General features: G+C 57.7%; 17 protein-coding genes. 8 read left to right on the top strand and 9 right to left on the bottom strand.

The window, feature by feature from the left end:
* Positions 1–63: 63 nt before the first annotated feature.
* The gene (locus RUE5091_RS03740; protein ID WP_058280548.1) at positions 64–711 is read right to left on the bottom strand and encodes a response regulator transcription factor; all 648 of its coding nucleotides are present in this window, start codon (positions 709–711) and stop codon (positions 64–66) included.
* On the bottom strand, positions 708–2,141 hold the full coding sequence (locus RUE5091_RS03735; protein ID WP_058280547.1) for a cache domain-containing protein: 1,434 nt from the start codon (positions 2,139–2,141) through the stop codon (positions 708–710). Before RUE5091_RS03735 ends, RUE5091_RS03740 begins: the two co-directional genes overlap by 4 nt.
* A gap of 232 nt (positions 2,142–2,373) precedes the next feature.
* Between RUE5091_RS03735 and RUE5091_RS03730 the strand changes: the two genes are divergently transcribed.
* The 3 genes from RUE5091_RS03730 (at position 2,374) to RUE5091_RS03720 (ending at position 6,888) form a co-directional block, all read left to right on the top strand.
* Positions 2,374–3,459, top strand: coding sequence for a TRAP transporter substrate-binding protein (locus tag RUE5091_RS03730; protein WP_058280747.1), 1,086 nt, complete (start codon positions 2,374–2,376; stop codon positions 3,457–3,459).
* A gap of 121 nt (positions 3,460–3,580) precedes the next feature.
* Positions 3,581–4,516: a TRAP transporter small permease subunit gene (locus RUE5091_RS03725; protein ID WP_058280546.1), complete on the top strand. Its 936-nt coding sequence runs from the start codon at positions 3,581–3,583 to the stop codon at positions 4,514–4,516.
* A gap of 17 nt (positions 4,517–4,533) precedes the next feature.
* Entirely contained in the window at positions 4,534–6,888 is a 2,355-nt protein-coding gene (locus RUE5091_RS03720; protein WP_058280545.1) for a TRAP transporter large permease, read from the top strand.
* Between the two features lie 132 nt (positions 6,889–7,020).
* On the opposite strand, the gene RUE5091_RS03715 is transcribed toward RUE5091_RS03720, so the two are convergent.
* From RUE5091_RS03715 to RUE5091_RS03700, 4 genes are all read right to left on the bottom strand, one after another.
* On the bottom strand, positions 7,021–7,410 hold the full coding sequence (locus RUE5091_RS03715; protein WP_058280544.1) for a VOC family protein: 390 nt from the start codon (positions 7,408–7,410) through the stop codon (positions 7,021–7,023).
* A gap of 6 nt (positions 7,411–7,416) precedes the next feature.
* Positions 7,417–8,241: an arginyltransferase gene (locus RUE5091_RS03710; RefSeq protein WP_058280543.1), complete on the bottom strand. Its 825-nt coding sequence runs from the start codon at positions 8,239–8,241 to the stop codon at positions 7,417–7,419.
* A 76-nt stretch (positions 8,242–8,317) separates the two neighbouring features.
* Positions 8,318–8,749, bottom strand: a complete 432-nt coding sequence (locus RUE5091_RS03705) for an RDD family protein (RefSeq protein WP_058280542.1) — start codon at positions 8,747–8,749, stop codon at positions 8,318–8,320.
* Between the two features lie 68 nt (positions 8,750–8,817).
* The gene (locus RUE5091_RS03700; RefSeq protein ID WP_058280541.1) at positions 8,818–9,240 is read right to left on the bottom strand and encodes a DUF2852 domain-containing protein; all 423 of its coding nucleotides are present in this window, start codon (positions 9,238–9,240) and stop codon (positions 8,818–8,820) included.
* 152 nt (positions 9,241–9,392) lie between these two features.
* On the opposite strand from RUE5091_RS03700, the gene RUE5091_RS03695 reads away from it, so the two are divergent.
* Genes RUE5091_RS03695 through RUE5091_RS03675 form a run of 5 tightly spaced genes read left to right on the top strand, consistent with a single transcriptional unit; the run spans position 9,393 to position 14,607 of the window.
* Positions 9,393–9,782, top strand: a complete 390-nt coding sequence (locus RUE5091_RS03695) for a nuclear transport factor 2 family protein (protein ID WP_058280540.1) — start codon at positions 9,393–9,395, stop codon at positions 9,780–9,782.
* Positions 9,779–12,568, top strand: a complete 2,790-nt coding sequence (locus RUE5091_RS03690; RefSeq protein ID WP_058280539.1) for a [protein-PII] uridylyltransferase family protein — start codon at positions 9,779–9,781, stop codon at positions 12,566–12,568. Before RUE5091_RS03695 ends, RUE5091_RS03690 begins: the two co-directional genes overlap by 4 nt.
* Entirely contained in the window at positions 12,555–12,827 is a 273-nt protein-coding gene (locus tag RUE5091_RS03685) for a hypothetical protein (protein WP_058280538.1), read from the top strand. The genes RUE5091_RS03690 and RUE5091_RS03685 overlap by 14 nt, the downstream gene beginning before the upstream one ends.
* 38 nt (positions 12,828–12,865) lie before the next feature.
* Entirely contained in the window at positions 12,866–14,068 is a 1,203-nt protein-coding gene (locus tag RUE5091_RS03680) for an RSP_2647 family RNA methyltransferase (RefSeq protein ID WP_058280537.1), read from the top strand.
* Positions 14,065–14,607 (top strand): RSP_2648 family PIN domain-containing protein, encoded by a 543-nt coding sequence (locus RUE5091_RS03675; RefSeq protein ID WP_058280536.1) that lies wholly within the window; start codon positions 14,065–14,067, stop codon positions 14,605–14,607. The genes RUE5091_RS03680 and RUE5091_RS03675 overlap by 4 nt, the downstream gene beginning before the upstream one ends.
* Positions 14,608–14,633: 26 nt before the next feature.
* Here RUE5091_RS03675 and RUE5091_RS03670 read toward each other — a convergent pair whose 3' ends face one another.
* The 3 genes from RUE5091_RS03670 to RUE5091_RS03660 all read right to left on the bottom strand — a co-directional run bounded on the left by RUE5091_RS03670 (position 14,634) and on the right by RUE5091_RS03660 (position 18,506).
* Positions 14,634–15,323, bottom strand: a complete 690-nt coding sequence (locus tag RUE5091_RS03670) for a M48 family metallopeptidase (protein ID WP_058280535.1) — start codon at positions 15,321–15,323, stop codon at positions 14,634–14,636.
* Between the two features lie 96 nt (positions 15,324–15,419).
* Positions 15,420–17,150, bottom strand: a complete 1,731-nt coding sequence (locus tag RUE5091_RS03665) for a hypothetical protein (RefSeq protein WP_058280534.1) — start codon at positions 17,148–17,150, stop codon at positions 15,420–15,422.
* A 171-nt stretch (positions 17,151–17,321) separates the two neighbouring features.
* Complete coding sequence (locus tag RUE5091_RS03660) at positions 17,322–18,506, bottom strand: vWA domain-containing protein (protein WP_058280533.1); 1,185 nt, start codon at positions 18,504–18,506, stop codon at positions 17,322–17,324.
* Positions 18,507–18,509 lie beyond the last annotated feature (3 nt).

Genomic DNA, 18,509 nt, shown 5'->3' with positions numbered 1-18,509 from the left:
TCGGTGCGCCTGCGGCGTATCTTTGCCAGTTGGGCCAGGCAGCGCTGCGCGCTGCGGGTGCGTTTAGAAACCGGGGCTGGTGCCTTGCAGGACCCCGTGTTCCAGCGCGTAGCGGGTCAGGCCCGCAGTTGAGGAGATACCCAGTTTGCGTTTGATGTTCTTGCGGTGGGTTTCTACGGTGCGGACAGAGATTTCCAGGGCCTGCGCGACCTCTTTGTTGGATTTTCCCTGTGCCAGTTCAAGCAGGATCGTCTGTTCGCGACCGGTCAGCGCCTCGCGCGCGCTGTCCTGTTTGGGCTGCAGCGATCCGCTGGCTCCGGTGCACAGATACTGCTCGCCGCGCATTACCGCGTCGATGGCCTGCTTGATTTCTTCCGTTGGAACATCTTTGAGGACATAGCCCTTTGCACCGTGGTTCAGCGCGGTCGAGATATATTCGGGGCTGTCATGCATCGACAGGATCAGGATGCGGGTTTCGGGCAGCCTTTCCAGAATGATCTCGGTGGCGCTGAGCCCGCCCAGGCCGGGCATGTTCAGATCCATCAGGATCACATCAGGGGACAGGTCGGCGGCCTGATCCACGGCCTCTTGTCCGGTGCCAAGGGTGCAGACCACCTCAATCTCGGGATAGCTTTCAAGGATCGACTGAATCCCTTCGGCCACCATTGGGTGGTCGTCCACAATCAGGACCCGGATCGTTTGTGCGCTCATGTACCGGCCTTTCGGTTCGGAGTTGCGTCTTCCTGCGGCGGGAGCAGGTGGCTGAGCGGCAGGGTGACCTCGATCACCGTACCGCCGCGCGGGCTGCGTGATGACAGAATGCGCAACGACCCGTCAAGTTGTTCGATGCGTTCCTGCATATTGCGCAGTCCGATTCCGGTGCTGATGCCATCGGTCTCTCGCGGCAGGCCGCAGCCATTGTCGGTGATGCGCATGGTGGCACCCTTTTTATGGCCGCGCAGGTCAATTGTAACACGCGTTGCATCGGCGTGCCGTTCGATATTAGTCAGGGCTTCCTGTGCGATGCGGTAAAGAGCGATTTTGGCATCCTGATCCAGCCGGTTGCGAAACACGACGGTCGAGAAATGGGTCTCGATCCCCGTTCGTTCGCGGAAATCGTCGGTCAGCGCCTTGACGGCAGGGCCAAGGCCCAGATCGTCCAACACACCCGGGCGCAGGTCACGGCTGATGCGGCGAACCTCGGTGATGGCGGTGCCGAGATGCTCGATCCCCTTGTCCAAAGGGTCGTGCGCCCCGTCATCATCGCCTCGCGCAAGACGCCGCCGCGCGTTATCCAGCGCATAACGTACGCCGACCAGAATCTGGCTGATCCCATCGTGCAATTCGCGCGCCACGCGGCCGCGCTCTTCCTCTTGCGCGTCAAGTACCCTTTGGGTCAACTCTTTCAGCTTGGCATCCGCCAACCGCCGTTCTCGGAAATTTAGGAGCATGCCCGAGGCAAAAACGACCAGCACCGCCGCCAGAGTGATCCCACCGATATAGTAGAATGTCCGGCGCACGCGGGCCTCGACCTCGGCTCTTGCAGCGGCGATCGAGGCGACTACATCGTCAATGAACACCCCGGTGCCCACGGCCCATTGCCAGCTGGGAAAGCTGGTGACGTAGGTGATCATCTGTGCCTCTTCCCCGGTCGAAGGTTTGGGCCACAGATAGGTGTGATATCCCGCACCTTGGCGGGCGATACGGATCAACTCGTCCACGACGGGGGTGCCTTCGCTGTCGGTCAGGCCGCTCCAGTTCTTGTTGATCAGATCGGTCTGACGCGGGCTGACCAGATTGGTGCCGTCATAATCATAGACGAAAAAGAACCCGTCATCGCCGTAGATCATCGCCGAAAGGATTTGCGCGACCTGATCCTTGGCGTCCTGATCGTCGGGCTGGGCCGAGCCGTAGACGAAGTAAAACCCGTTACGTGCTTGGGTAACGTAGTTGCGAAGCTCGGCCTTCTTGGCCTCGATCAATTGCTCTTCGAGCTGGTCGATTTCGCGCTCGGCCAGTTTGCGGGACTGATGCGCGACCAGGATGGCAATCGCCGCCACGGCCACAATCAGCGGTAGCGTAGCCAGCAGCGACAGCTTCTGCGCGTAATTCGGTCGAAAGACGTTGCGGAATCTCCCCATATCTCTGCGATAGGCAAATTTTGCGCAAAAAGCAAAGTCAGAGCGTCTGAGGCGGAAAATACGTGGGGACAGATCAAAAAAACCGCGGCTTTATCAGTGGTTTGACCTAACGAATTACCGTTTCTACGTAGTAATAGGTATTTTCATCTTCAATTGCTTGGATATGATCCGCCCCATCGACAACGATCAACTGCCCCAAGAGGCAGATCATGACTTTGGGAGGACTGACTATATGGATCGTCGTTCATTTTTGAAAACCACGGCACTAGGCAGCAGCGCGGCTGCAGCGACCGCACTGGCAGCGCCGGCTTACGCGCAGGGCAAGCGGACCCTGACAATGGTAACCTCGTGGCCGCGTGGCTTTGCCGTTCTGGATGACGCCGCCAGCTACATGGAGCAGATGGTCGGCGAAATGTCCGACGGTCAGCTGACCATCGAAAAGAAGGCGCCGGGCGAACTGGTGGGCGCGTTGGAAGTGTTCGATGCCGTGTCGTCGGGCCAGGCTGACATGTATCACTCGGCTGACTACTACTTTATTGGTCAGCACCCTGGCTATGCCTATTTCACCGCTGTGCCCTTCGGCGGCACCGCACAGGAACTGACCAACTGGTATTATCACGGCGGCGGTGAAGAGCTGCACGACGAACTGGGCCAGATCTTCAACCTCAAAGGCCTTCTGGCCGGTAACTCAGGATCGCAGTCGGGCGGCTGGTTCCGCAACGAGATCAACTCGGCCGCTGACTTCAACGGTCTGAAATTCCGTATGCCGGGTCTGGGCGGCAAGGTTCTGGGCAAGCTGGGTGCTTCTGTTCAGAACATCCCCGGCGGCGAACTGTATCAAGCGCTGTCTTCAGGCGCGCTGGACGGTCTGGAGTGGGTTGGCCCGATGGCTGACGAACGCGCCGGCTTCCAGGAAGTTGCCAAGGTCTACTACACTGCGGGCTTCCACGAGCCGGGTTCGGGTCTGGCGGCATCGGTCAACTTGGATGTCTGGAACGAGCTGACACCGGCCCAACAGGCGATTATGCGCAATGCGTCGATGGCCACGACCCACTATCAGCTGGCCGAAACGCTGGCCAACAACGGTGCCGCGCTGGCACGACTGCAGTCGCAGGGCGTGAAAACGCTGCAATTCTCGGACGATGTCTGGGATGCGTTCGGCCAGGCATCCGCCGAAGTCATGGACGAGAACATGAACGACGAGCTGTTTGCCAATATCCGCGGTTCGTTCGAAGAGTCGCTGGCGACGTCGGCCTCGTGGATCAACAAATCGGATGGTTACTACGTCCAGCAGCGCGTTCGCGTTCTGGGTGGCTAAGTAAACGCCGGAAATCTCTGAGGCCTCACGCAAGTGGGGCCTCTTTTCAATACATATTCTCTGAATCCTGTGGCCCCTGCTAAGGTGAAGATCACGGATATTCAGCTGAGTGAGGGACATCATGGACGACAGCAGCTCGGTTGGTTTGACCGACGCTCTTGCCGCAGTTGGCGGCGGGATTGTCTGGGTTCTGCAAAATCTGGCCCAAGCCTTCTACAACATTGGCTACGCGCTGACCCATCCCAGCCTTTGGCTGGACTGGTCCGATAAAGAAGCTGTCATGCGCTTCGTCTACTATGGCGGATCGGTTGAGTTCTTCTTTGCCGTTTTTGCAGTCTTTCTGATCATCACGATCATCGGCATGGTCCGCAACAATTTCATGTGGGGTTGTGTGCGCGGACTTGAGGGGTTCACCAACACCCTTGGCCGGTTCTTTGCCTGGGCCGGTCTGCTGATGGTGTTGCAGCAGATCATCATCGTGATCATGCAGCGGATTTTTACCCGCCCCGACATTGTGCTCGCCTTTGGTATCCCGCTGCAATACGACATCAGCTGGTATGCTGAAATGTTGAAGTTTTACAACGCTTTGGTGGTGTCTCTTTGCGTGGGTTACACCTTTGTACAAGGCGGGCACGTACGGGTTGACCTGTTCTATGCTCCGGCCCGGTTCGGCACCAAGAAGGTGATCGATATGCTGGGCTCGGTGTTCTTTATGATGCCGCTGGCGGTGCTGGTCTGGATGTATGGCTGGTACTTCATGTGGCGCCATCTGATCGTGCCGAAACCCTCGGCCAGTGATACGTTGGAGCGGTTGCTTTTGAAATCAAAGGCGATGCGTTGGAATGTGGAAACCATCGGTTTCAGCCCCAACGGTTTCACTGCCTATTTCCTGTTCAAGATCATGCTTGTAGCCTTTGCCGGGCTGGTCTTCTTGCAGGCGATTGCATTCCTGTACCGGTCGTATCTTGAATACGTGGAAGGGCCGGACAGTGCCGGAAAATACCTCGACAAAGACAGCCTCGGCGAGGGTGAAGAAGCCTTCGAAGGCGTACATTAAGGACGGAGACCCAGACTATGCTATTCGGACTTGATGGCGTCGAAATAGGCCTCATTATCGTATTCTTCTGCCTTTTCGGAGGCATCCTTTCCGGGTTCCCGGTGGCCTTTGCCATCGGTGGGGCTGGTATCATCTCATTCGGGATCATCGCGGCCTTGGACAGCGCCGGGTTGTTGGTGCATCAGGCCATCGACTCGGGCACACAGGCCTATCGGGATCTGGTGAATTCGGGCATCAAGCCTGACACCATATCCGTATTCCGATACCCGGAATTACCGACCATAGGTGAGCCGGTCTTCCCCTCTGGCTGGGAAACTGCGCTGGACCGCAACGTCTCGTTCATTGTGAACCGTATCAACGAACGTGTTCTGGCCGGGCAATCCATCGAAACCCTGTTGGCCGTACTGATGTTCGTCCTGATGGGGATCACGCTGGAGCGTTCAAAGATCGCCAACGACCTGCTGACGACAATGGCGCGTGTATTTGGGCCGTTGCCTGGCGGTTTGGCCGTGTCGATTGTGGTTGTGGGTGCGTTTCTGGCGGCCTCGACCGGGATTGTGGGCGCGACAGTTGTGACCATGGGTCTGCTGGCGCTGCCGACCATGTTGCGGAACAATTATTCTCCAGAACTGGCGACCGGTGTAATCGCGGCTTCGGGGACGTTGGGGCAGATCATTCCGCCCTCTATCGTGATTGTTCTGCTGGGCACGCTGGCTGGTGATCTGTATTCGACCGCGCAGGAAACCCGCGCGGTTGAAGCCGGGTGTACTGACGCGCTGACCTATTTGGGCGAGCCTGCGGTGGTCTCGGTTGGCACATTGTTCCAGGCGGCGTTGCTGCCGGGGATCATGCTGGCTTTGCTCTATGCGCTGTATGCCTTTGGCTATGCGCTGATGAACCCCGAGAAGGCCCCGGCCGTTGAGCTAGGCGGCGGTGGCGGCGAGCCGATCACCCGCGGTGAAGGCCTGACCTGGCTGCTGGGTGCGCCTGTCGCGCTAATCGTAGGGGCCGTTCTGCTGGGCAGCACAGGCGTGATTGGCAGCCAGAACATCACCGTTTCGGCCTTCTCGGATATCGGTGAGGGCGCTTCGCTGCGCACCAACGTGTCCGAGGAGTGCAAGGTCTCGATGATCGAACTGCACGGTCAATCCGCTTGGGATCAGGCCGTGACCGAGCAGCAAGCGCTGGATGAGGCGGGCGGAGTCGCTCAAGCTCAACGTCTGACCGAGGAAGAGCTGGCTGCTTCGCAGGAGGCCAAAATCGCAGCCACGGCGCCTATTGGAACCGGCGTTGCGGTTATCGTCGTGCTGTTGGGCCTGACATTGCTGTTCGGTCGCGGCATCGCACCGTCGAAATCGACGCAACCTCTAATCATCGGCACCATTGGCCTGCTGTTGATGGTGCTGGTGGATGTGCTGCTGATTGCGCCGACGACCTCGTCCGGGGTGGCATTCGTGATCATGGCGATTCCGTTTGCTCTGGCAATCTATGGCTGCAAGTTTGCGGCTGAACGCTGTGCCACCAATGATCTGATCCGCGTGGTCTTTCCACCGCTGGTTCTGATTATCGCGGTGCTGGGGTCTATCCTTGGCGGCATTACAAACCCGACACCGGCGGCGGCGCTAGGTGCGGGCGGGGCGATCATGCTGGCGGCTTATCGCAAGCTGCAGGATCAGGGGCACTCAGGCAAGGTGATCATCTGGTCGACCTTTGCCATCGTAATCTGCATGCTGATGGGTATAAATTTCGACCTGCGTGTCAATCAAGGCGATATCTCAGTCGAAACCTGGATTGCATTCATCCTTGCCTATGCAGCCTATCTCTATGCGCTGTTTGGCCTGATCTTTGCCTGTTGGGTCTTGTTCTCAAGCGGTGTTCTGACCCCGGTGGTGCGCGAGACGGCCAAAGTGACCTCTATGGTCTTTACCATCCTCATCGGATCGCAGCTGTTGAACCTGGTGGTGATCTCATTCGGGGGCGAGCATTACATTCAGCAATTCCTGCGCAGCTTTGACAACGAGTTCACAGTCTTCCTGATCGTGATGCTAGTGCTGTTCATTCTGGGCTTTGTGCTGGATTTCCTCGAGATCATCTACATCGTGATCCCCATCGTGGGCCCGGTGATCTATGGCGGGTCGTTCGACCCGAAATGGGTGACGATCATGGTGGCAGTGAACCTCCAGACCTCGTTTCTGACACCGCCGTTCGGGTTTGCGCTGTTCTACCTGCGGGGTGTTGCGCCGAAAGAGGTGACGACGGGCCATATCTATCGCGGGATTGTACCGTTCGTGATCATTCAAGTGGTAGGGATTGGCATATTGTGGTCCTTCCCCTCGATTGTGACCATCGTGCCGGATCTGATCCCGAATTGATGGATAGCTGTGATCCAATAGAAAAGGGGGCCAATTGGCCCCCTTTGATTTTTTGGTTCGCTGAGGGGCCAGCCCCTTCTTGGCCTGCGGCCAATTAAACCCCGAGATATTTTTGGCCAGATGAAGCCCGGATCAGGAGAACTGAATTAAGTCCCAGCGATTTCCGAACGGGTCGCGCCAGACGGCGACCGTGCCGTAGGGTTCGCGCCTTGGGTCTTCTTCGAAATGGACGCCTTTGGCCCGCATTGCAGCGTGATCACGTTTAAAATCGTCGGTTTGTAAGAAGAATCCAACGCGGCCACCGGTCTGGTTGCCCACGGCGGCGATCTGGTTCGGCCCGTCGGCCTGGGCCAGCAACAGCGACCCAGAGTCTGATCCTGGCGGCGACACCAGCACCCAGCGTTTGTCATCGCCCAGGTCAATGTCCTGCTTTAGGGCAAAGTTGAGAACCTGGGTGTAGAACGCAATGGCGGCATCGTAATCCGGCACCACTAGAGTGACGGCGTGAAGGTTTTGGCGCATGTCTGGTCAACCCTTGGTCGGGTGGCGGTCGGGCAGTTGGATGTTGGCGACTTGTTCGGCAATCGGAGCGGTCGACAGGGGATGGTGCTTGCCGTCTGCCAATTCGGAGGGGTTGCGGATACGTTTCCAATCACCCTGAATATAGGCCTCAAGCCCTGAGAACCGCGCTTTGTAACCCATCTTGGGGCTGCCGGGCACCCAATAGCCCAGATAGACGTAAGGCAAGCCAGCCTCGCGCGCGATGTCGATATGGTCGAGGATCATGTAAGTCCCCAGAGAACATTGCGGCTGTTCTGGGTCATAGAAGGAGTAGACCATGCTGAGCCCGTCATCCAGAACGTCGGTCAGGCTGACGGCAATCAGTTCTCCGCTTTCAGGGTCGGCATATTCGACCACGCGGCTGCGGATCGGGGTTTCTTCGATCATTGCCGCAAATTCGAACACGTCCATATCGGCCATGCCGCCGTCGGCGTGGCGCGTGTCCAGGTAGCGGCGGAACAGTTCGTATTGGTCATCTGTCGCCCAGGGTGAGTTTGCCCGGCGCTGCAAATAGGCGTTGCGCTTGGCGGTTCGTTTCTGGCTTTTGCTGGTGCGAAAGGCTGCCACGTCGATGCGGGCTGACAGACAGGCGGCGCAATCGGTGCAGGAGGGGCGGTAGAGCACATTCTGAGACCGGCGAAACCCTTGTTGTGACAGGGAATTGTTCAGCTGGTCGGCGCCTTCGCCCTGTAGGGCGGTGAACAGTTTACGCTCCATCCTGCCCTCAAGGTAAGGGCAGGGTTGCGGGGCCGTCACATAGAATTGCGGCGCGATGGGCAGCGTGTGTCGCATGAAGGTTCCGTGTTTCCTGAAACAGGATGATAACAACGGTTCCCTGAGCCGCCAAGTGATTCACGAGGCGGATTTTTTACGCCCGTTGATTGATCATGACCGTACCAAGGAAGGAATCCGTCAGGCCCTGACAGCGTGCGCTGGTCAGCATCATGATGACCGAGATGATCTGAACCACGAAAAACGCCATACTTATGAAGTACCCTGCCGTATGGGCCACGGCTTTGCCCATATCCAGACGGGACCCGAATGTGTCTCGCAGTTCAATACCCATAAATCGCATGCCCAGCGTTGCCGATCCGTTGGCAATTGTGACGACACGGTAAACAAAGCTGATGACGCCGTAGATTAGAGGTAGAAAGAACAATCCCGCGCCGAATGTCAGGAAAACCGGCACAATGCACAGCAGCGAAATTAAGGCGATGTCAAATAGCCATGCGACAAAGCGCTTGGTTGCGACTGACTGGTAGAACTCAGGCTGGGTGTCAGGATCGGGCAGGTGAGTCATGTTGTATAATGTCCGGATATTGTTCGGAAAATACCCTGTCCCGAATGGAGGGGCAGGGCAAGTCTTGATCAGGTACGCGCGCCGTTTTCGGCCTCGTCATGGTTTTCGCGGGCACGTTCGTCCATGAATTGATCGAACTCCGCTTTGTCTTTGGCGTCACGCAGGCGGCGCAGGAAGGATTCGAAATCCTGCTGTTCGCGTTCAAGCCGCGCCAGGGTGTCTGCCTTATAGGCATCAAACGCGCTGTTGCCCGAGGGTTTCATGGCGCTCATGTGGCTATGCCAGGATTTACGGCGACTGCAGGATTTGCTGAACATGCGTTTGCTCCAGATCATGTAGGCCAACAGGGCCAGGCCAACGGGCCAGAAGAAGATGAAACCAAGAACCATGGCGGCGATCCAGGCGCCTTTGCCTTTGTCGTCAAGCCAGGCTTCGATACGGTGCAGCCATCCCGGATTTTCAGGGACGGCGGGGTCGGACAATGCGGTCATTTGGGGTCTCCGGGGTTGATGTAAATCGTTTTCACATTGATAAGATGGGAAGCGGACGGCTGGTTGCAAGGGGTCGATGTGAAAAAGATTTACATTGGTTGCCGAGGTCGAGTTTGGTTGACGTCACTCAGAGAACCACGCAGTTTGCAAAAATGCCTGTCGAAGAACGAAAAACCGCCCCGTCACTTGCCGAAATTCTGGAACTGGAAAAGCAGGTCTGGACAGCCTTGGTTGAAGGCAATGCCTCGGCCGATCGAGCGCTATTGAGCGCGGATTTTCTGGGAGTATACCCCACAGGGTTTGCCAACCGCGATGATCATGTTGGGCAATTTGCCGATGCACCGACGATGGCGCGATACGAGTTGAGCGAAACGAAGCTGCGAGTTCTGACGGCTGATATTGTCCTGCTATCCTATCGTGCCGATTACCAACGCCCCGGCAGTGACGCATGGGAGGCTATGCTAATCTCATCCCTGTGGGAACGCCGCCATAACGTCTGGGTCAACAGTTTCAGTCAGGACACTCCGTTGGAGGCGCAATGACCGGCCCGCTGACCATCCACCGTGTTCCGCGGGCCTTTGATGCATCGCTGGGTGATGAGGCGCTGAATGCGGTACCTGGTATCACGCCTGAACAAGGGGAGCTGATTGCAGGAACGGCGGGTTCGAGCCCATATCTAAAGGGATTGATCGAACACGAACGCGAATGGCTACCGTCTGCCTTGCAACTGCCTGATCAGGCTTTTGCGGATGTGATGGACGCAGCGAGGGCCTTGCCACCTGATCAGTTGAAACCCGGCTTGCGGCAAGCCAAGCGGCGCATGGCGCTGCTGACCGCACTAGCCGATCTGGCGGGCGCCTGGCCGTTAGAGAAAGTGACCGCTGCGCTGACGGATTTCGGCGCACTTGCTGCGGATGTGGCCGCCAAGGCTGAAATTGCGGCGCTGATCCGGCGTGGCAAGCTGCCGGGGATGACAGAGGACGATGTGGCAACCGCCGCCGGGATGATCATTTTGGCGATGGGCAAGATGGGCGCGCATGAGCTAAACTATAGCTCGGATATCGACCTGATCGTTCTGTTCGATGAAACCCGCTTTGATCCCGATGATTTCTTTGATGCAAGGCAGGGAATGGTGCGGGCCACGCGCAATTTCTGCGCCACGCTCAGCGACAAGACCGCAGATGGGTATGTGTTCCGCACCGATCTACGCCTGCGCCCCGACCCGGCGGTGACCCCTGTCTGTTTGGCAACAGAGGCGGCCGAGCGGTACTATGAAAGCCTTGGCCGCACCTGGGAAAGGGCGGCCTATATCAAGGCGCGCCCTTGCGCCGGAGACATCGCGGCAGGGCAACGCTTTCTGGACGCGCTGCGCCCCTTTGTCTGGCGTAGGCATCTGGATTTTGCCGCCATTCAGGACGCCCATGACATGCGCCTGCGCATTCGCGAGAACAAAGGCACTGGCGGTGCGCTGACCATTCCCGGCCATGACATGAAACTGGGACAGGGCGGCATACGTGAGATCGAGTTCTTCACCCAAACCCGTCAGTTGATCGCCGGGGGGCGTGACCCTGACCTGCGCGTGCGTGGCACCGTCCCCGGACTGGCCGCGCTGGCCGGAAAAGACTGGATACCGCAGGACGTGGCCGAAAAGCTGACCGACCACTATCGTGCCCACCGCGAGGTCGAACATCGCATTCAGATGGTTCACGACGCGCAGACCCATAAGGTGCCGCAATCTCCGGATGGGATCGAACGCGTTGCCTGTCTGATGGGGATCGACAGTGCCGAGCTGACCGCTGACCTGACCCGCCGCTTGACCGAAGTGCACGAGCTGACTGAAGGGTTTTTTGCCCCCGGTTCCTCGACCCCTGCACCTGTCAGTGAAGCCGAATTCGACCAGAACGTTCTGGCCCGATGGACCACCTATCCTGCTTTGCGCTCGCAACGGGGCGCGCGGATCTTTGAACGTCTCAAGCCCGAACTGCTCTCACGTCTGTCGAAAACCGCCAAACCGGATGAGGCGCTGCGGGCGCTGGACGGGTTCCTTGCAGGTCTACCCGCCGGGGTGCAGCTGTTTTCTCTGTTCGAAGCCAATCCGCATCTGATTGATCTGCTGGTGGATATCGTGGGCACCTCGCACGCGTTGGCGGCGCATTTGTCGCAAAATGCCTCGGTCTTTGATGCAGTGCTTGTTGGCAGCTTCTTCAGCGACTGGCCGGGACAAGCTGCGCTAGAGGTCGAGCTTTCACAGGCGTTGCAACAAGAAGCAGACTATGAAACGCAACTGGATTTCGCGCGCCGCTGGTGCAAGGAATGGCATTTCCGTGTCGGTGTGCATCATCTGCGTGGTCTGATTGACGGCGTGCGGGCCGGTCAGCAATATGCCGAATTGGCCAGCGCCGTTATCACCGCAATCCTGCCCTGCGTGACAGACCAATTCGCCAAAAAGCACGGACCTGCGCCGGGGCGTGGTGTGGCGGTACTGGGTATGGGATCGCTCGGGGCGGGGCAGATCAACTCGCAATCTGATCTGGACATGATCGTGATTTATGACCCACTGGATCAGGATATGTCGGACGGTCCGCGGCCATTGGCCACGCGCACCTATTACGCCCGGTTCACGCAGGCGCTGATCACGGCACTGTCCGCACCGATGTCGCAGGGGCGGCTGTATGAGGTCGACATGCGCCTGCGCCCGTCCGGCAATCAGGGGCCGGTCGCAACCAGCTGGGCCAGCTTCACCAACTATCAGCGCAACGAGGCCTGGGTATGGGAGCATTTGGCCCTGACCCGTGCTCACGTGGTGGCAGGCGACGCTGGATTGGCGCAGGATATTGAAAGCTTCCGCACTGATTTTCTGTCCCGGCCTCAGGACAGTCTAAAGGTGCTGCGTGAAGTGGCCGAGATGCGCGTGCGCCTGGCAGCGGCCAAGTCGCCGTCTGGGATATGGGATGCCAAGAACGGCGCGGGACGAATGATGGATATCGAATTGATGGCCCAGGCCGGGACATTATTGTCCAGTGCCACGCAGCGCGATGTGCATTCCGGGTTAGACGGCGCTGTCGCTGCCGAATTATTGGATGTCGCTCAGGCACAAACGCTGAAGCAGGCCTACGATCTATGCTGGTCCGTGCAATGCGCTGCTCAGCTGCTGTCTGGCAAGGGGATCGAGGCCGATATCGTTGGTGAAGGCGGAGCGGCTTTCCTGTGTCGGGCCACTGGGTTCGAACAGGTCGAACAGTTGCAGGGAGCACTGCAGGAAAGTTACACCGCCGCCGCCGGAATTATCGACCGCGTGCTTGAGGAGGGGCAGGATGCCGCGCAATGACGATCCAAACGATCACAAGGGCCTGATCCGCGAGGCGTACCGCATCGACGGCATCACGCTGCCCGAATGCCGCAGCATCTTTCTGGACTGGGCGCTCAGCCTGCCTGCGGATCGCGACCAGACTCAGGCGCTGACCGCGCTGCATGCCATCTATGCCGGGCAAGAGGCCGATCATCCGATGACGCAGGTGCTGGTCGAAGGGCTACAATCAGCACAGACCCCCAAGCGGCGCGGCGGCTGGCGGTCTCGACCGCGCTAGGGCTTTTCCCCCGGCGCGTTCACCACTATGAGGGCGTCATGACCCAAGCCACCGATCGCCCCCGTATCCGTCTGAAACCCAAAGCCAACGCGCGCGGCCTGCGCCATGGCTTCCCCTGGGTTTATGCCAACGACATTGTCGCCGACCGCCGCACGCGCAAAATTCCCGCTGGTGCTCTGGCCGTTCTTGAGGATGAGAAACGCGCGCCTATTGCATTGGTGGCTGTGAACCCCGAGTCGAAAATCATGTGTCGCGTGCTGGACCGTGATACTGACGCCGACTTGAACGCCGAATGGTTCGAAACCCGCCTGCGTCGCGCTTTGGACATGCGCGAACGCCTGTTTGACGCTCAATATTACCGCTTGATCCATGCCGAAGCTGACGGCTTTCCGGGTGTGATCATCGACCGCTTTGGCGATGCCTGCGTGATCCAGCCCAACGCTGCCTGGGCCGAGGCACATCTGGAAACGCTGACCGACGCTCTGGTTGCGGTGACGGGTGTGACAACTGTCCTGAAAAACGCCTCGGGCCGGACCCGAGGTTTAGAAGGGTTGGATGACGAAAACCAGACCTTGCGTGGGAAAGCCCCCGACGCTCCGCTACCGGTGCCGATGAATGGCGCGACCTATATGGCCGACCTCACTGGAGGCCAAAAGACCGGCCTGTTCTACGATCAACGCCCCAACCATGCCTTTGCCGCGCGACTGGTGCAGCCGGGTGCGCAGGTGCTGGATGTGTTTAGCCATGTAGGTGGGTTCGGCCTGGCAATGTTAGCCGGGGGTGCAGGGCAGGCCCTGTCCGTCGATGGCTCGGCTTCGGCGCTAGAATTGGCCACCCGAGGGGCCGAGGCATCGGGATTTGCTGACCAGTTCCAAACCCGGCAGGGCGATGCTTTCGACGTGCTGACCAAACTGAGCGAAGAGAGCGCACAATTCGATGTCGTTATCTGCGACCCGCCTGCCTTTGCACCATCGAAACAAGCGCTGGACGCGGGCCTGCGCGCCTATGAACGTATTGCGCGGTTGGCCGCACCTTTGGTGAAACCGGGCGGCTATCTGGGCCTTTGTTCTTGTTCACACGCGGCTGATCTGGGCCGGTTCCGCGACGCGTCCTCGCGCGGGATTGGCCGGGCAGGGCGGCAGGCGCAACTGATCAACACAGGGTTCGCCGGGGCGGATCACCCGCAATTGCCGCAATTGGCCGAAAGCGGTTACCTCAAAGCCGTGTTCTACCGGCTGTGAAGGCGGTTCTGGACACCTGCGTCATCTACCCCACGGTGATGCGAGAGATGCTGTTGGGCGCTGCCAGATTGGGTCACTACACGCCGATCTGGTCCCCACGTATCCTCGAAGAATGGGCGCGTGCCGCCCGCAAGCTGGGTCCTGAAGGCGAAGCGCAGGCCCGCGCGGAAATCGCCCTGACCCAAGCGCAGTGGCCCAAGGCCGAATGTGCTGCCAATCTGGGGCTTGAACAACGCCTCTGGCTGCCCGACAGCGCCGATATCCACGTCCTTGCCACCGCCGTGGCGACCTCGGCCGATACTATTGTTACGGTAAACGCCAAAGATTTTCCAAGAAATATCCTGTCAGAAGAAGGGCTTGAGCGTCGCGATCCCGACGGTTTGCTATACAGTTTCTGGTTGGATGATCCGGAAGGTATGACTGATGTTGCCAATCGTGTTCTGGCTGAGGCCAACCGCCTGTCCGGTGATCAATGGACTTTACGCGCGCTGATGAAAAAGGCCCGTCTGCCAAAATTGGGCAAAGCGATCACCATCTGATTTTCGGCTAGCCCACTGCTGCCAACCTAACCATCTGTGCCCCAACGCTGCTCGAGTGCTTCCAGTGCCGCGATCCGTTCATCTGTCTTCGGATGGCTCATCAACCATGCGGGAACGACACCGGCGCGCTGCTGGGTCAGGTTCTCCAGCTTGTGAAACAGTGATTTCTGCGGCCCGATGCCAATTCCGGCTTTGGTTAGCAGGGCAGCTGCATATTCGTCGGCTTCGTATTCATCGCCACGCGACAAACGCGACGCCAGCAGATGGGTCAGCATATTGGCAATCCATGCACCGATGAAAGGAATGAAGCGATTCAGCAGCATCATCAGCGCCGCCCGCAAAGCGTTCTGGCCGGAAAAGTCAATCATCCGCCGCCGCGCGTGCCCCAGGGCCACGTGCCCCAGTTCATGCGCAATCACGCTGGCCATTTCCTCGGCCGAGACCTCTCCGTTGAGGAACTTGCGATAGAAGCCGCGGGTGATGAAAATCCGCCCGTCCGCCGCTGCCAGCCCGTTTACCGGGTCGATTTCGTAGATATAAACCGGCACCCGGTCGATCTCCAAAGCCGCTGCCAGCCGATCGGTCATGCGTTTCAACGCCGGGTCCGCCAGTTCGGTCGACTTTGCGTCCAACTCACGATGAGTGCGCCAGACAGAAATCCGATACATCACAATGGCATAGGCGATGGCCAGCAGGATCGGGGTAAAACGCAGCATATCTCAGATATGGGCTGCTCCTAAGGGTGAGGCAAGCCGAAATCGCAAAGACTTTCCCCAATTACTCAGTGCATCGGGGGCGCCCACTCGTCGTTATCAATCAGTCGTTGTTGGCAGCTCCAAATTCTCATGCAATTCGGCAAGTGCATCGGGCGTCAATGCCGTGCCTTTCGACGCATCATAAAAGGCGTACTCTGCTTGCTTCTGAGCAACCATGGTATCGACCCGCAAATCTTTCACATCTCCACGCAAATCATCGCGGGTTTCCTCATAGGCCTCTGCTGCATGGAGTTCGTTCTCCAAGCTGTCGAGTTGGTCCTCGTAGTTTGGATCACCCGGATCAAGCGCCGCTATATCATCCGCGATCTCATCACTGCTGCGTCCGTCAAAGCTTTCATTGAGGTCCTTCAGATCACGCCGTGCATCGTACAGATCAGAACGCAGGCCATAGTAGTTTTCCGCCGCCGCCTGGTAAGTTGCGATTTTACCCACATTACTGTTGGGGGAGGCATTTTTGAACGCCTGCGCAGCAGCATTTGATGCGTTCAGATTGCGCAGTTTGTCCGAACCGTAAGGATCAGTTATCGCGTCCACAAGCGGGTCACGGTAATGACGTTTGCCATACTTTTTGTTGGAATAGTCGGCTTCTTCATAGTGAAGCCGATAGTTTGTCTCGACCGGTTGAAACGTCTTGTCTTTGGAATAGGCGTAATACGAGTCTTCGTAATCATATGGCTGTTTCGCCTCATCGTATTTGTGGTGGTCTTTGGGTTGCGGCAAGCCGAGGTTCGAATGAAAATCGCCAAGTGTGTTGTGTGTCAATGCGCGCCCTTTGGAGGCGTCGTAAAAGGCTGATTCCGCATCATATAAGGCGTCGCGGGTTTCGGCCTTCAGGTCCCGAACATCATCGCGCAGGTCATCCCGGGCTTCCTCGTAGCGTTCTGCATGCTGCAGTTCTTTCTCCAACGCACCCAGCTTGTCGTCATAGTTGGGATCATTTGGATCAAGATTTTCTATGTCGTCGTTGATCTCATAACTGCTGCGACCGTTATAGCTTTCATTGAGGTCCTTCAGATCACGCCGTGCATCGTACAGATCAGAACGCAGGCCATAGTAGTTTTCCGCCGCCGCCTGGTAAGTTGCGATTTTACCCACATTACTGTTGGGGGAGGCATTTTTGAACGCCTGCGCAGCAGCATTTGATGCGTTCAGATTGCGCAGTTTGTCCGAACCGTAAGGATCGGTTATCGCGTCCACAAGCGGGTCACGGTAATAGTGCTTGTGGTGTTTCTTTTTGTCATAGGCAACATACCGTTTGACGCTGCGTGTAACTGGACGAGGGGATTGTTCAATCGGCGAAATCGACGCTGTCTTGTAGGTCTTCCTGGTTGTCTTGGTAGTGTTTCGCTTGGATTTTTTTGCCGACCGTTTGCCAAACAATTGCTCTACATCGCGTTTAAATTCGCGTCCTAGGCCAGCCAGTGACGTCTTCTGATTTTTCCCGTTTTTTGCTTTGCCGGATTTTACTTTGACCACCCGACCGTTCTTTGTCGTGTACTTGCGTTCTTTGTGATCTTTTGCGGCTCCGGACTTGGATTTACCAGCGTCGGCGCCTTTGCTCGCCTTGCCTTGACCGCCGCTCTGGCCTTTTCCTTTACCCTTACCACCACCATTCCCATTCCCATTGCCATTCCCATTGCCTTTGTTGCCTTTTGCATAGGCAGCATCGGCTGTCAGAACAAAGGTCGTTACTGCAGCAGATGTGAAAACAAGCGACGCTGACATCGCGGTGGATACAAGAAAAGCACGTAAGTTAAATTTGGTCATTTCAGCCCCCCAGCCTCAACTACGGCCAAACGTATCACAAAAATCTGACCTGGGGGTATTTTCAGGTTAATTGTTTCTCGTACTGGACTGTTTGTGGCGAAATGCAAGTCGAGCTAGATTTTTGTTTCCAATTGGGACGCAATGCCCGGGGTAATGATGACTGACTAAGCGCTATCGAGTCAGTTCCCGCATTCCCTGCTCCAGTCCAGCCAGGGTCATCGGCACCATACGATCCTCGAACAGTTCTTGGATCATGCCGATGGAGTGGGTGTATTCCCAGTATTTCTCGGGCACCGGGTTGATCCACAGGTTTGACGGCCACTGTTCGCGCGCGCGTTGCAGCCACACCTGACCGGCCTCTTTGTTCCAGTGCTCGTTGGCCCCGCCGGGATAGGCGATCTCGTAAGGGCTCATCGAGGCATCGCCGACGAAGATGCATTTGTAGTCCGAGCCATAGGTGCGCAGCACCTCATGGGTAGGGGTTTGCTGGTCCCAACGGCGGCGATTGTCGCGCCAGACGCCTTCATACAGGCAATTGTGAAAGTAGTAGTACTCGAGGTGCTTGAACTCGGTCCGTGCAGCCGAGAACAGTTCCTCGACCACCTTGATATGTGGATCCATTGACCCGCCTACATCTAGAAACAGCAGCACTTTGACTGCGTTGTGACGCTCTGGCCGGGTTTTGACGTCCAGATAGCCGTGTTCGGCAGTGGCGCGGATGGTGCCGTCCAGATCCAGCTCTTCCGCCGCGCCCTCGCGTGCCCAGCGGCGCAGACGTTTCAGGGCCACCTTGATGTTACGCGTGCCAAGTTCAACCGTGTCATCCAGGTTCTTGAATTCACGTTTGTCCCAGACCTTGACAGCACGCTGATGGCGGCTTTCGGCCTGACCGATGCGTACCCCTTCGGGGTTATAGCCATAGGCCCCGAACGGAGACGTGCCGGCAGTGCCGATCCATTTGTTGCCACCCTGATGACGGTCTTTCTGATCCTTAAGCCGTTCGCGCAGCGTTTCCATCAGCTTGTCAAACCCGCCCAGGGCCTCGATTTCGGCCTTTTCTTCATCCGAGAGGTGTTTCTCGGCCATCTTCGCCAACCAGTCGGCGGGTATGTCTACCGCTTCAAGCACCTGTTCAAAGCTGATCTGATCCAGCCCTTCGAAACTGGCGGCAAAGGCGCGATCGAATTTGTCGATGTTGCGTTCGTCTTTCACCATCGACACGCGGGCGAGGTAATAGAAGGCCTCAACATCGTATGTCGCTTGCCCCTTTTTCATGCCCTCAAGAAAGGTCAGGTATTCGCGCAAGGATACGGGAATGCCGGATTTTCTGAGGTTTTCGAAAAAGGGCACAAACATTGG

Origin of the sequence: Ruegeria denitrificans, from assembly GCF_001458295.1 — a bacterium.
Taxonomy (GTDB): Bacteria; Pseudomonadota; Alphaproteobacteria; order Rhodobacterales; family Rhodobacteraceae; genus Ruegeria; species Ruegeria denitrificans.
The sequence above is the reverse complement of the archived record's forward strand: the minus strand, read 5'-3'. Positions and strand labels throughout refer to the sequence as shown.

Excerpts from the sequence above, each read along its gene's own strand:
- RUE5091_RS03680 (WP_058280537.1), top strand. The coding sequence starts at position 12,866 with ATGACCCAAGCCACCGATCGCCCCCGTATCCGTCTGAAACCCAAAGCC.
- RUE5091_RS03690 (WP_058280539.1), top strand. The coding sequence starts at position 9,779 with ATGACCGGCCCGCTGACCATCCACCGTGTTCCGCGGGCCTTTGATGCA.
- RUE5091_RS03725 (WP_058280546.1), top strand. The coding sequence starts at position 3,581 with ATGGACGACAGCAGCTCGGTTGGTTTGACCGACGCTCTTGCCGCAGTT.
- RUE5091_RS03735 (WP_058280547.1), bottom strand. The coding sequence starts at position 2,141 with ATGGGGAGATTCCGCAACGTCTTTCGACCGAATTACGCGCAGAAGCTG.
- RUE5091_RS03660 (WP_058280533.1), bottom strand. The coding sequence starts at position 18,506 with ATGTTTGTGCCCTTTTTCGAAAACCTCAGAAAATCCGGCATTCCCGTA.
- RUE5091_RS03705 (WP_058280542.1), bottom strand. The coding sequence starts at position 8,749 with ATGACTCACCTGCCCGATCCTGACACCCAGCCTGAGTTCTACCAGTCA.
- RUE5091_RS03710 (WP_058280543.1), bottom strand. The coding sequence starts at position 8,241 with ATGCGACACACGCTGCCCATCGCGCCGCAATTCTATGTGACGGCCCCG.
- RUE5091_RS03730 (WP_058280747.1), top strand. The coding sequence starts at position 2,374 with ATGGATCGTCGTTCATTTTTGAAAACCACGGCACTAGGCAGCAGCGCG.
- RUE5091_RS03670 (WP_058280535.1), bottom strand. The coding sequence starts at position 15,323 with ATGCTGCGTTTTACCCCGATCCTGCTGGCCATCGCCTATGCCATTGTG.
- RUE5091_RS03700 (WP_058280541.1), bottom strand. The coding sequence starts at position 9,240 with ATGACCGCATTGTCCGACCCCGCCGTCCCTGAAAATCCGGGATGGCTG.
- RUE5091_RS03685 (WP_058280538.1), top strand. The coding sequence starts at position 12,555 with ATGCCGCGCAATGACGATCCAAACGATCACAAGGGCCTGATCCGCGAG.
- RUE5091_RS03695 (WP_058280540.1), top strand. The coding sequence starts at position 9,393 with ATGCCTGTCGAAGAACGAAAAACCGCCCCGTCACTTGCCGAAATTCTG.
- RUE5091_RS03740 (WP_058280548.1), bottom strand. The coding sequence starts at position 711 with ATGAGCGCACAAACGATCCGGGTCCTGATTGTGGACGACCACCCAATG.
- RUE5091_RS03665 (WP_058280534.1), bottom strand. The coding sequence starts at position 17,150 with ATGACCAAATTTAACTTACGTGCTTTTCTTGTATCCACCGCGATGTCA.
- RUE5091_RS03715 (WP_058280544.1), bottom strand. The coding sequence starts at position 7,410 with ATGCGCCAAAACCTTCACGCCGTCACTCTAGTGGTGCCGGATTACGAT.
- RUE5091_RS03720 (WP_058280545.1), top strand. The coding sequence starts at position 4,534 with ATGCTATTCGGACTTGATGGCGTCGAAATAGGCCTCATTATCGTATTC.